11 protein-coding genes are annotated in these 13,153 nt (G+C 36.4%); 1 reads left to right on the forward strand and 10 read right to left on the reverse strand.

All coding sequences use genetic code 11. The features are described 5' to 3' along the window. Nucleotides 1-43 precede the first annotated feature (43 nt). From BCR21_RS07125 to BCR21_RS07140, 4 genes are all read right to left on the reverse strand, one after another. The gene (locus BCR21_RS07125; protein WP_069645793.1) at nucleotides 44-1,300 is read right to left on the reverse strand and encodes an MFS transporter; all 1,257 of its coding nucleotides are present in this window, start codon (nucleotides 1,298-1,300) and stop codon (nucleotides 44-46) included. Nucleotides 1,301-1,575: 275 nt separating this feature from the next. After that, the gene (locus tag BCR21_RS07130) at nucleotides 1,576-2,907 is read right to left on the reverse strand and encodes a dihydrolipoyl dehydrogenase family protein (RefSeq protein WP_069645794.1); all 1,332 of its coding nucleotides are present in this window, start codon (nucleotides 2,905-2,907) and stop codon (nucleotides 1,576-1,578) included. 130 nt (nucleotides 2,908-3,037) lie between these two features. Continuing rightward, a complete protein-coding gene (locus BCR21_RS07135) occupies nucleotides 3,038-3,811 on the reverse strand; it encodes a (S)-acetoin forming diacetyl reductase (RefSeq protein ID WP_069645795.1) in 774 nt (257 codons plus the stop codon). Between the two features lie 211 nt (nucleotides 3,812-4,022). Next, nucleotides 4,023-5,459: a glycoside hydrolase family 1 protein gene (locus BCR21_RS07140; RefSeq protein WP_069645796.1), complete on the reverse strand. Its 1,437-nt coding sequence runs from the start codon at nucleotides 5,457-5,459 to the stop codon at nucleotides 4,023-4,025. A 461-nt stretch (nucleotides 5,460-5,920) separates the two neighbouring features. On the opposite strand from BCR21_RS07140, the gene BCR21_RS07145 reads away from it, so the two are divergent. Continuing rightward, nucleotides 5,921-6,451 carry a LysM peptidoglycan-binding domain-containing protein gene (locus BCR21_RS07145; RefSeq protein WP_069645797.1) on the forward strand — a complete coding sequence of 177 codons (531 nt, stop codon included), beginning with the start codon at nucleotides 5,921-5,923 and terminating at the stop codon, nucleotides 6,449-6,451. Between the two features lie 112 nt (nucleotides 6,452-6,563). Here BCR21_RS07145 and BCR21_RS07150 read toward each other — a convergent pair whose 3' ends face one another. The 6 genes from BCR21_RS07150 to BCR21_RS07175 form a co-directional block, all read right to left on the reverse strand. After that, the gene (locus tag BCR21_RS07150) at nucleotides 6,564-8,099 is read right to left on the reverse strand and encodes a bifunctional metallophosphatase/5'-nucleotidase (protein ID WP_069645798.1); all 1,536 of its coding nucleotides are present in this window, start codon (nucleotides 8,097-8,099) and stop codon (nucleotides 6,564-6,566) included. 32 nt (nucleotides 8,100-8,131) lie between these two features. Continuing rightward, nucleotides 8,132-9,334, reverse strand: coding sequence for a bifunctional metallophosphatase/5'-nucleotidase (locus tag BCR21_RS07155; protein ID WP_069645799.1), 1,203 nt, complete (start codon nucleotides 9,332-9,334; stop codon nucleotides 8,132-8,134). A 17-nt stretch (nucleotides 9,335-9,351) separates the two neighbouring features. Further along, a complete protein-coding gene (gene phnE, locus BCR21_RS07160) occupies nucleotides 9,352-10,131 on the reverse strand; it encodes a phosphonate ABC transporter, permease protein PhnE (RefSeq protein WP_069645800.1) in 780 nt (259 codons plus the stop codon). After that, on the reverse strand, nucleotides 10,131-10,910 hold the full coding sequence (gene phnE / locus BCR21_RS07165; RefSeq protein WP_069645801.1) for a phosphonate ABC transporter, permease protein PhnE: 780 nt from the start codon (nucleotides 10,908-10,910) through the stop codon (nucleotides 10,131-10,133). Before phnE (BCR21_RS07165) ends, phnE (BCR21_RS07160) begins: the two co-directional genes overlap by 1 nt. Beyond that, nucleotides 10,910-11,674 carry a phosphonate ABC transporter ATP-binding protein gene (gene phnC, locus BCR21_RS07170; RefSeq protein ID WP_069645802.1) on the reverse strand — a complete coding sequence of 255 codons (765 nt, stop codon included), beginning with the start codon at nucleotides 11,672-11,674 and terminating at the stop codon, nucleotides 10,910-10,912. The genes phnE (BCR21_RS07165) and phnC overlap by 1 nt, the downstream gene beginning before the upstream one ends. Nucleotides 11,675-11,947: 273 nt before the next feature. Continuing rightward, the gene (locus BCR21_RS07175) at nucleotides 11,948-12,886 is read right to left on the reverse strand and encodes a phosphate/phosphite/phosphonate ABC transporter substrate-binding protein (RefSeq protein WP_069646032.1); all 939 of its coding nucleotides are present in this window, start codon (nucleotides 12,884-12,886) and stop codon (nucleotides 11,948-11,950) included. Nucleotides 12,887-13,153 lie beyond the last annotated feature (267 nt).

Raw genomic sequence — 13,153 nt, forward strand, 5'->3', positions numbered from 1 at the left:
AAAGAAAGGTATGTCTTCTTCTTCCAGACATACCTTTCTTTTTTTAATCAACGATTCCTTTTAAGTCAACAATTTCTTTATCGATTGCTTCCCACTCACTCATTACTTTTTTATAGCGGTATCGAATGATCACTGCTGCAACAACACCAATAGCTGTCAATACAATATTCAACCCAAAAATCAGCGAAACATTGATTTTTTCCAGTTGTCCTGTAATATAAGGCACGATCATTACAGAAACGGATGTTGCAATCGAATAATAACTCGTGATCCGTCCTTTTCCTTTTGAAAACAACTCCAACAACACTGCTAATCCTAGCTGCCAGATTCCTCCTGCTGCAAAAACACCGATGCCGATCGAGCCAAGCAAAAACATCGGTACACTTGGAAACAACGTCATTCCAATCAGCAAGAACAATGAAATGAACGTGCACCATACAATTAATAACGTTGGCGCAACGCCCCGCTTTACGATCAATGACGTCAAAAATACTGATGCAAACGAACCAATACTATATGCGCTGACCAACACTAAGCTATTCGAGTGATTCATAAGATTCAAAGACTCTGCAAAAGATGGTACCCATAAAATAAAAATATTAAACGTAGACACACAAGTAAAACTAAACACTAACAATGCTAATCCTTCTATTTTAAATAGCGGTTGTTTTCCCTTGGCGTTTACTTCTTCTTTCACTATTTGCGATGCGCTCTCATCCACTTCTGCCCTTTCTGGGAATCCTAGTTTAGAAATATACAGCAAATTAAGAAATAACCCTAACGCGCAGCCAACGAAAACAAGTCCATAATAAATTCCATGGTTCAACATAAATCGCGTTAGCAACGGTAAAATAAACTGCCCCAAAGAAATAAAGGCTTTGTTCAACACACTAAGAGAACTGTTATCTTTTTCATTCGGATAAGCTTCCATCAAAGTTGGATACGTACTTGTATCTAAAAAGGCATTACTAAATCCAGCAAATAAGGCAAAAAAGAGCCCTTGTAAATAATTTTGACTGATCAGAATTCCCAAGAAAAAAATCAAATAACTTATGATCCCCAGCTGTACTGTTTTTTTACGCCCAAATTTATCCGAAAAATAACCAGCAAAATACAAAATCAACACGCGCCCCAAACCAATACCACTAATGACTAATGTCACTTGTTGTACTGTAGCTTGCCAGCTATCCATCAGGGCATTAAGATTTTGAGATAAAATGATTGCTGCCATACCTTGAAAAATAAAATTTGTGTATAAAGAACCAATCAAGGGGGTGTAGTTTTTTTTCGTTGTTTCCATCGCCATTCTCCTAGCTGTTTAAAATTAACTTTGCTCAGTTTTTCACTATCTTTATTTTAAGAAGAATCGTCTATAATATCTAATGCTTTATTTTCATATAATTGATAAATTATATTTATGAGTCATTTTTTTATAAACAACTTTCCACTATCTTTGATGTAATTATCCTATTATTACTTACAGCTAAAGGCAAGTCAACATTTAATTTTCTTCTATGATAAATAATTAAAACAAGCTGCAAATGAAATGGTTTAGATTTCATTTGCAGCTTATTTTTAGTAAAGATAACTTAAATCACTAGAAACAGTCGGATAAAGCATGATCATCTCATTGATTTTTTCGGCTGGTAATTTTTGGTTGATCATTAGAGTAAACATATTGATCAGCTGATCCGCCTCGTTCCCTAAGACGGTCGCACCGACTAATAGACCGGTCGATTTTTCTGTAATGATTTTCGCTTTGACTAACGGCTCGTTGATATGTTTATACGAAAACCATTGAGATAAGTCTAAATCTTGTACCTTATATTTTTCATTTTCTAAAGTGATTTTATCTGTTAAACCAACTTGTGCTAGTTTTGGTGAGCTAAAAATAATCGTTGGTAAAGCTGGATATTGAATAGCAGCTTGTGTTTTCCCGCTAAGAAGTTTGGCAAGATAACTCCCTTCAAAACTAGAAACAGGGGTTAACTTTGGCTGTGTTTTTTCCATACAATCTCCTAGTGCGTAAATAGTTTCTACAGTCGTTTGCAATTGTTCATTGACTGTAATGCCTTTATGGGTGAAGGCAACACCGATTTTTTCTAGGTTCAAGCCTTCGACATTCGGAATCCGACCCGTTGCACAAAAGACACGGTCAGCTATCATTGTTCCTTGGGTAGTTAAGGTTATTTCAACTTGCTCACCTTGTTTGGTAATCGACTCAGCTGATTCGTTAAAGTGAAAATGAATTCCTCTAAGCTTGAGATTTTCGATCAACGCTTCAGTCAGTGTTTCATCAAATCCTTTTAAAGGGCGCTCATTATGATGCAATAAATGGACTTCACTGCCGCTGCTACTTGCAATATTGGCCAGTTCAAGAGAAATATACCCGCCACCAACAAATACGATTTTTTCAGGCAACTCTTTCATATTCAGAAAATCAGTACTCGTACCAAAGTGTTCTTTTCCAGGGATATCTAAAATAGCTGATCGCTGTCCTGTAGCTAAAATAAATCGCTCAGATTGATAGTCTTTGTTTTCTACTGTGATCGTATGCTTGTCTTTAAAGCAGGCAAACCCTGTGATTGTTTGAATTCCTGCACTTGCTAATCCAGATTTTTGTTCAACAGGAACTTTTTGGGTGAAGGTTTCTTTAAACGCCATTAAATTGCCCCAATTTATTTCAGGAGCTGCATCAAAACCGTTATTCTTCAATTGTAGTACATTATCTCTGGCCTCAACAGCGCCATAAAGAACTTTTTTGGGATCACAACCTCGATTAGGACAAGTACCACCCCAAAGATCTGCTTCTACCACAGCAACTTTTTTCCCTTCTGCAGCTAAATCATAAGCTGCCGCCATGCCGCCTGGTCCACTTCCGATAATAATTACGTCAAATCTATTCATGTAATATCCTCCTTTATTTTCCAACTTACTCAAAATAATGGATCTCCTCTACACCATACAAATTAATTATATCAAGGAAACTAGGAAAGTGCTTGTAATAGAATCTTTAAACTACCTGAATTAAACGCTCTTAGTGAAACTGCATCCCGCCATCGACAATAATTGTTTGTCCTGTGATATAATCGGAATCTTTTCCGGCTAAAAAGAAGACAACATTTGCGACTTCTTCTGGTTCTGATAAACGTTTTAAGGTGATATCTTTCACAAATTGCTGCATTCCCCACTCATCATCTTTTCCAGCATTTTGACCAACATCGTGTGCGATATCCAGCATCATCTCTGTCCGAACGATTCCAGGAGCATAAGAATTGACTGTGATTCCTTCGTCTGCGAGATCTCTTGCTGCGGTTTGTGTGATACCACGAATCGCAAATTTAGTTCCGCTATAAACGCTAAGATTTGGATTTCCAACCACGCCCGCTTGGGATGTAGCATTAATGATTTTCCCTCCATGACCTAATTTTTTCCACACTTCTTGGGCGGCTTGGATTCCCCATAATACACCCCCAACATTGACTCTAAAGACTTCATCAAATTGCGCTTCTGTAATCGTATCGATTGGTGTGATTGGTCCAATTCCAGCATTATTTACAATAACATTAAAATCACCAAATACTTCAACTGTCCTTTTCACCGCTGAAAAAACTTCCTCACGTTTTGACACATCCGCTTGAATCGTCAATAATTGATCCGCAGTTGCCTCTAATTTTTCAGAAGCTTCTTGTAAATGCTCTAGATTACGGCCAACGATGCTTACCTTAAATCCATCTTGAATCAATCTTTTGGCAATCGCTAAACCGATTCCACGACTTCCTCCTGTGACGAATGCAACTTTTTGAGTCATGACAGTTCCTCCTTGGTTTTAATCTTTATTTTTACACTATGATGATTTACTCAAGTTTCGTAAATAAGTCTACAGGCAAAAGAATTAAAAGTAAAAAGTGTTGCTTGTTACCGTTTAGCAAGGCTACTCATAAAAACAACGTTTAGTGACTAACTCAGCAATCACTAAACGTTGTTTTTGAAACTTATATTAAAAATTTTTGATTATGATTTTATATTGTACGACCATTTTCCTGAATGACTTTTTGATACCAGTAGAAGCTATCTTTTTTATAGCGATTCAAGCTACCGTCTTGGTTTTCATCTTGCTCTACATAAACAAAACCATAACGTTTTTGATAGCCATTCAACCAACTCAACAAATCCGTGTATGACCATGTGCAGTAGCCTAAAACATCAACACCATCAGTGATTGCTTCTCTAATTGCATGAACATGGCCCTTTAAATAATTGATACGATAATCATCGTGAATTTCTTTTTCATCCGTTAGTTTATCGTATTCCCCAAGTCCATTTTCAGTGATCAAAACAGGGATCCGATAACGACTAGCGATTCTTCTAAGACCAATTCTTAGACCTTCTGGATCAATTTCCCAATCCCAATTTGTTCGTTCAACAAAAGGATTTTCTACTCGTTTAAAGACACCCGGAAGTCCAGATTCTTCTGAGGACCCTTTTTCTCCTGTTGTATTCATTTTGCCTAAACCAACACCGTCAAGCGGATTAAAAACAACTGTATTGGTTTGATAGTAATTGATCCCTAAAAAGTCTGGTTTTCCAGCTGCTAAAAGTTCTTCATCACCTGCTTCTATTATAGGTGCTAAACCTTGTTCTTTCAGCATTTTAAAGGCAGCAATTGGGTATTTTCCAAACAAATAAACATCCATCCAAAAATGAGCATTTAAGTCTTCTGAATCTTCTGCAGCTAGAATATTTTTAGGATCACTATTAAGTGAATAATTTGGACTATACGCAAAGCTTGGCCCAATAGCACCTGGCATATCTAGTTCATGAAATTTTTTTATAACCGATGCATTTGCTAGATTAGCATAATGGTTTGCTTGATACATTCTTTTAGGATCACTAACTGCTGGTGGGTGTGATGCCATCAAATAGCCATGACTGATAAAAATATTTTGCTCATTCAAACTAACCCAGTATTTTACTTTCCCACGAAAAGCCTCAAACAAAGTTTGCGCATAATTTGTAAAGTCTTCAATGATTTTTCTAGACTCCCAGCCTTGATATTCATCTTGAAGTGCCTGAGGTAAATCCCAATGATAAAGTGTCAACACGGGTTCGATCTGATTTTTGATCAGTTCATCTACTAAATCGATATAAAACTGTAATCCCGCTTGATTGATTTGTCCACGTCCATTAGGAAAAATTCGAGTCCAAGCTACTGAGAAGCGATATGCTTTTAAACCTTGTTCTTTCATTAAAGCAACATCTTCTTTATAACGGTGATAATGATCGACTGCAACATCGCCATTTGTCCCTTTAAATGTTTTACCTGGAATCCGAACAAATTCATCCCAAACTGAAATGCCTTTGCCGTCTTCCTTCCAAGCGCCCTCTACTTGATAAGCAGCTGATGCGCTGCCCCACAAAAAATCTTTTGGAAATTGGTCCAGTTGTTTGTGCTCCATCTTACTTGCCTCCAGTTTTATTGCATCGTTATCGAATTTTACTATTCACTTTATCTCAATTTTCTTTCGATCGCGTGCTCATTTTCATGGATGCAAACGCAATTTTTCTGTCTAATGCATCTGACAAATTCTTGCACGCTTGCTATCCCTCTCTATTATAAACTTAATAAGAGAAGTTCCACTAGTATTTAAAATAATTATTTTTAAAATTCGTTTCAAAAAAACAAACTTCTTATAAAAACACAGCCTATAAAATTGTTAATTAATTATTGATTATCATTTAATTATGTTTTTTTTAGTTTTATACGTTTTTTTATTTTCATCTTTTTCCTAAAAAAAATATAATTCAGCATGCACACTTTTTTTATACTTGGAGTGTAACACACTATTGTGATATACTAGTATTGCTTTGTTTTACAGGGTTTATTCAGTAAATTCATTACGAAAGGAGTGAACGTATTTTGGAAGAAGAATACTCGCGACGCAACCAGCAACGTCCAGCATCTGCATCAAAACCGACAATCATAACTGTTATTTTATTATTATTCATAAATACACTTGCATTGGGCTTTTTACTATTTTTAAATGTTCAAGCAAGTGCTAAGCAAAAAGAACAATTAAACAGTATAGAAAAACAAGTCAATCAGCTTGAACAAGCTCATGTAACAACGAATCAACCAGCAGTATCTAACAATACAGAACATAATGTTCCTGTAAGAGAAAGTTCAACACAAGTAAGCACAACGAAAGAATCTAGCTCGACCACTGATGATTCAAGTCAAACAGCTCAAGCAACCATCCCTTCATCAGAGGTACCTGACCAACAAACTGAACGCTCAACAGAACCTGCCCCAACTACTTATACAGTTCAGCAAGGTGATACACTTTCTGTAATTGCTGAAAAAAACAAATTATCTCTTCAAGATTTAATGTTAAAAAATAATTTAAGTGATTCAACTGTTTATATTGGACAAGTTTTATCATTAAATTAGGCGGCTATTTTCCCCTACATAAGTTTATCCAATTAATTGCACGCGTTATTTATAAAAATACTGTACAAAACTAAAAAGTTTTGTACAGTATTTTTATTGCAATAAACAACCATTATAACTCGTGATCACACGAATGATTTATCTTGTAATGCATGTTTTTAGGCACTACAATTTCTTCTTGTGATTGAATATAATCAATGATCAATCCAACAATTTCTTCTGCCCCTTCATCAATAACAGGACATTCCAGATAGGTTTTAAAACCGCCTCCACCACTTGCTCGATAATCACTTAATGCAATCGTAAATTCGTCAGTATCTTTGACTGGTTGATTTTTATAACGCAATGCAGTGACACGTTTTCCAGCCTTCTGACAAAGATCGATCGTATACTCGATTCCAACGAAAAAGTCAAAATGATAATGTTCAATTTTAGGATACAAGTAACTTGGCGAAATGACTACTTCATTTTGTTCATTTAAACTAAAATAATCCGCATTTTTATCCACAACTTGCTTCAATTGAGCACCAGTGATTTTTAGTGTAATCAACTGATTGGTGTATGGATAAGTTGCAATCACATCCCGCATCGTTACATCTTTATGAAATCCAGGTGATGTATTAGCCAAAGAAACTACTGTGATCTGAGCTTTACTGGCTTGCAGTTGAACGGCTCCAATCAATTCTATGACCGGACTTCCATATAATGCCATCTCTAGCTTATCCTCAGCTAATGCATCACTGCTCAATTGGCCAATTGCTTGATCCAGCCACTCTTGGACTTTTGTTTCTAATGGCTGTAGCTCATCCATTAAATAAGATTCTGGTGCCGTGCTAGGTTTGCCGACAGTTGAAGTTATTTCTATATTATTCTGTATTTTTTCAATATTGATTTCAAAATAATTAAGCGCGTTAGATGACGGCTGTACAATATAGGTACCATGTAGTAATTGGCCCTCGATCAATAAATGCTGATGACCTGTCAAAAGTAAGTCAAAATCGAGTTCTTCACAGATTTTATAGCCGATATTTTCACTTGTTTTAGATAAAATCGTACTGGTTTTTACATCTCTTTCAAATCCACCATGATAAATACAAATCGTAAGATCAACTTGCGATTTGACTTCTTCCAACGCTTGTTTGGCCGCTGTAAATGGATCAGAAACGGTAACATCTTTGATATTTTCAGCTTTTTCCCAAACATTGATGTAATCTGTCACTACACCTACGATACCGACTTTTAAACCATTCGCTAATGTTTTGATTGTCCATGGAAATTTTTTTGTTTGGCTTTTTGCATCTAGAAGATTCTCACAGACACATGTTGCATCGAGTGCGTCTAAATACTGATACAAATAACTGGTTCCATAATTAACATCATGATTTCCCAATGTAACAAAGTCATACCCTGCATGGTTCAATGCTTTTGCTTGAGGAAAACCTTCTTCTGGATGAGCTTGACAGTATGTTGCTAAAGCGGAGCCTTGAAGCATATCTCCGCCATCGATGAGTAAGGTGTTCTCATCTTTTTGAAAGTTTGGGATGCATTTTAACAGTCCCATATTTTTTTCTTGTGTATCTGCATAATTGGTTGGGAATAAATAACCATGGACATCTGATGTGTAATAGATTTTCAATTGCTGTTTCATTTCGTTTCACCTCAAGCCTAAATTAATGTTTGTTAGTCAGTATAGTTGTTTACACGAGCGATATATTCGTCAAAAACATTATAAATATAGTTCATTTCTAAACGATAACTTGGAAAAATCGCTGTATTCGCTGTTATACGATAATCTGATTGATCCGGTAGAAGCTGACCATTATCTAGTGTTACACCTTGAATGGATTGACTTAATAATAGAGCTTTCAGTTCACTTCTAGATACATGATAGGTCGACAGCGTGTAGGGAGGTCTAAAACTGCTTAAAAAGTCTCCAATCGTTGTTCCTTTTAAATTGACAGCATATAAAGCTCCTGGAATTTTCTTCGCTAAATACTGATCAAAACGACTTAGATCAAGCTCTTTTTTTAACCAATTTTCATAATCTTCTTTATCGAATACATCATAATGAGTTGCTGGGTATTTTTTTGTATCGATCAATCGTGCTTTTTTATCCATCATATGATTCTCTTGAACAGAAAAAGTCAATTCCCCAATATAATTCCCTCGATAGCCAGGCTGTACAACAGCCGTATCGTTTAATATCCCTGCATTGATTCGATGCTGATGACCGCAAATCACGCCATCGATTCCCGTTATTTCACAAATGATTCGATAAGTCTGGTCTTCGCCTGTATCATATTGCGTTGGCTGACCTGTGTTCATATCTCGCTCGATCCCGCCATGATAACTTACGATCAATACATCGACTTGTTCACGTAATAATGGTACCCAGTGTTTTAAGCTTTCAATCACATTGATAAATTTCAAGTCTTTGATTTGCTCATAATCAGTGATTTGCGGTATAACTCCTGTAATCACACCAATTACACCAACCTTCAGATTCCCACGTTCAATAATCGTATATGGCTCAAAAATCAGTTCATCTGATAAATCCAGCACATTGGCGCAAAGATACTTTCCATTAAATGCAGCAACTTGACGCTTCAAAAAATCGATTCCGTAATCAAAATCATGATTTCCCGGAACCATTACATCAAAGCCAATGTTATTGGCTAGTTCAATCAATGGCGAAACGGCCATAGTTGTATTAAAAAAAGTAGTCTCAGGACTACCCACTAAAAAATCACCATTGTCGATCACTATAGGTTCATGATAATTTTCAGCAACCGCAGGAAGAGAACAAAGACCGTTCTCTTCATTTGCTGCAGCTGTCAAAAAACCATGGACATCTGTTGTACTTAATATCGTTACTTTTTCCATTTTTTTATCCTCACGATTTACTGTAGTTTTTTACGTAAATAACCAGTTCCAGCATCGATCAAGAATACTGTAATAATGATCCCAAACAAAATAATACCCACTTTATCCCAAGCTCTTGATTGAATCGCAAAAATCATTGGCGCACCGATTCCACCTGCTCCAACTAAACCAAGCGTTGCAGCACTTCGAACCGCTATTTCAAAGTGATTCAATGCAAGTGATAAAAAGGTTGGAATCAATTGCGGCAAGCGTGCATAAAACATCGTTTGCCAAAAATTAGCACCGACTGCTGTCATTGATTCTACAGGCGCTTCATCCATCGACTCGATTTCTTCTGTATATAATTTACCTAACATTCCGATCTGATGAACACCAATTGCCAAGACACCAGCAAAAGGACCAGGCCCAACCATCTTTACAAAAATGATGGCATATACAAGTTCAGGAAAAGCCCTTAAAACATTACAAATGAACTTACCGATTTTTGAGACGATCGTATTTGACTTCCATAAATTATGAGCACTAATAAAGGTTAGCGGCAATGCTAAAACAGTCGCAATCACGGTACCTAAAAATGCAATTCCGATCGTTAACAATAGCAAACTCAGTAAATCCTCTCCGCTACCATCATAGACATAACCCCAATCAGGATGGAATAACCCAGAAAGAACGGATTTGACCATATCAAAAGACATATTTCCAGCTTCGGAATAATCAATCCCTGCTGCTGAATAAAGAATGATTGCTAAAACAATGATGATTGGCAAATAGCTTTTTAACTTCCGATTTATGCTCATTATACCAACCTCTTTCTGATAATTTCGCTGATCCAATCGATCGTGATCACCACAACTAATATAGATAAAATAATGATCGACACTCGGTCATAGCGCATCAAACTCAATGAAGAATTCAAAATCACACCAATCCCGCCCGCACCAACATAACCTAAGATCGTAGATGCTCGAATATTGACTTCAAATGCATATAAAGAATAGCTAGCGATTTGATGTGTTATTTGTGGTGCAATCGACCAAAAAGCAATCTGTGTTTTCGTTGCACCGACTGATTCAGCCGCTTCGATTGGCCCATGATCGATCGTTTCGATGGCCTCATAAATCAACTGTGAAACCATACCAAACGTAAATACTGCAATCGTCAATACCCCTGTAAATTCACCGATTCCAAACATTGCTACAAACAAGGCAGCCAATAATAGGTTGGGGATCGTACGAACAATACTCATCAAAAAACGAATGATCGTTGTCACAAAAAAGTTTCTAGTCACAACTGTTGTTGCTAAAAAAGAAAACGGCACAGCAAAAACGACACCCAATGTTGTTCCCACAACGGACATTTTGATCGTTTTCAGCATCGGTTCAATGATTTTAGGAATATAATACCAATCAGGACTAAGAAAACGTTGTAAAAAAATGCCCATCTGATCTAAGTTATTAAAGACGTCCGCCATTTGTGCTCCCGTAACTCTTGCACTTGAAAACACACATAAAAGAACCAACACTAGAATAAATAAACGTTTATATAAATCGCGGTGAATCGTATCTTTTAATTTCATTATGCAACACCTTCAGTTTGCTTCAAAATGTCTGCACCATAAATATTTGTCAAAACTTCGTCTGTCGCTTCAGCAGCCGTGCCATCAAAAACAACTTCTCCATCACGTAAGCCAATGATTCGACTAGAAAATTCACGGGCTAAATCGACTGAGTGAAGATTGATCACTACAGTATGATTCAATTCCTGATTGATTTTCTTTAAATCTTTCATGATTTTTTGTGTCGTGATCGGATCTAATGACGCAACCGGTTCATCCGCTAAAATAATCGATGCTTGTTGAACCAACGTTCTTGCAATTGATACACGTTGCTGTTGTCCACCACTTAACTCATCACTTCTTGAGTGCAACTTATCCGCTAAACCTACACGCCCTAACGCATCATCAACTAAAGCGTAATCGTCTTTTGAGAAAATTCCAAAAATACTTTTAAAGGTTGAATAATAACCTAATCTACCTGAAATAACATTTTTTTGAACAGAGCTTTTCTTCACTAAATTGAAGTGCTGAAAAATCATCCCGATATTTCTGCGTATTCTGCGTAGGTCTTTTTTATTTGCTTTCGTAATCGAAGCACCATCAATGATGATATTGCCTTCACTGATTTCGTTTAAGCGATTGATTGAGCGCAATAACGTACTTTTTCCTGCACCACTTAATCCGATCACAGATACAAACTCACCGTCGTTGATTGTTAAATTAATATTTTTAAGTCCTTTGACGCCATTATTATAGGTTTTTGTTACATTTTCAAAATGAATCATGATTTCTCCTTTTAATAAAAAATAGCAAGAGGTCGAGATAAAAGCGTTTAGCTCCGAGAAATAAGAAGAAATTCACGAAAATGACAAGAAACACGAAATTTTTAATTTCGATGTTGAATGATTCCTAATTGATGTTCTTCAAATTTTTGTGAATTCCAGCCTATTTCCGAACGAGCTGCTTTTTCTCGCCGTTTATTTAGTTTTAGAGAATGAAGCAAAGCTATTCTTTAGTTTTGCTTCATCCTCTAAACATCACTCAAATGTATCAACGCTTTATTCTGCTGCTTTTTCTGTATATTCTTCAACTGTATCGTAATTTTTGTCATCAGCTTCTACATAGCCTTTGTGTCCCCACATCGCCATCGCTTCTGCCCCTTCTGAATCTTTAGGCATTGCTAAGAAAATGTCTTTGACTTTCGCCTGTAATTCGTTGTCCATTTTAGGCTGAACGGCGATTGCATCATTTGGAATATTCCCTTTTGTTAAATATAAGACTTTTAAGTCTTTAAACAAGTCGTCTTTTTCAAATTTTGAGGCAAACACGTTGCGTGCTCCTTCAAAAACGAAACAAGCATCTTGCTGACCATTTAAAACGGCTGTGATTTCACTTGGGATGTCATTAACAGTTGTTAACGTAACGTCTTTTGTCGGATCGACTCCAGCTTCTTTCATTTCAACCACAGGATAAATATAGCCACTGGCTGAATTCGGACTTAAACTAGCGATTTTTTTGCCTTTTAAGTCTTTTAATGAATTGATTCCGCTATCTGCTCTTACAAGAACCTCGCCTTTAAATGTACTAGATAGTTTGTTCGCTTCTGGTTTTCCTGTTTCACGGTTATACGCTCCCAGTTCAGAAGATAAAATCGCTGTTGCCGCTTTTTGATTGCGTGCTTGAACATATGCTGATGGTGGCATGATCCCGATATCTACTTTACCAGATGCCATTGCTTCAACGATTGTTGAGTAATCCGTCGCCAAAGTAACATTGACATCACGACCTAATTTTTCTGATAAATATTTTGCGAAAGGTTTCGCTTTTGCTTCCATTGAACCATCATTGTTGGTTGGAACAAATTGTAATTCTAGTGGTTTCGTATCATCCGCGGCTTTCTTATCGCCACTTGACCCACATCCTGTAAGTAACCCAACACTCAAACCAATAACAGACAGCAACCCTAACAATTTCGTTCTTTTTTTCACTTTTTCCATCCCTTCACATTTCGATATTCCTAAAGTTGAAATCAGTCTCATACTCTAGCTATATCCATTGTATTTTAGTGGTGTAAATTTATCATAATAATGGAGTAAATATTGTGTAAATTTTCTGAAATCCACTTCATTATCATTTATGTAGAACCGTGATTCAATCGTTTGTTACATTCAGTAAATTTCACTGTTTTTATCATTAAAAATGAATGTACCAAACTAAATTTAGTATAGCATAAATCCAAGTTTTTTCTAGACCAGTTTTCATTT

This window comes from Enterococcus ureasiticus, assembly GCF_001730285.1.
Classification (GTDB): Bacteria; Bacillota; Bacilli; order Lactobacillales; family Enterococcaceae; genus Enterococcus_L; species Enterococcus_L ureasiticus.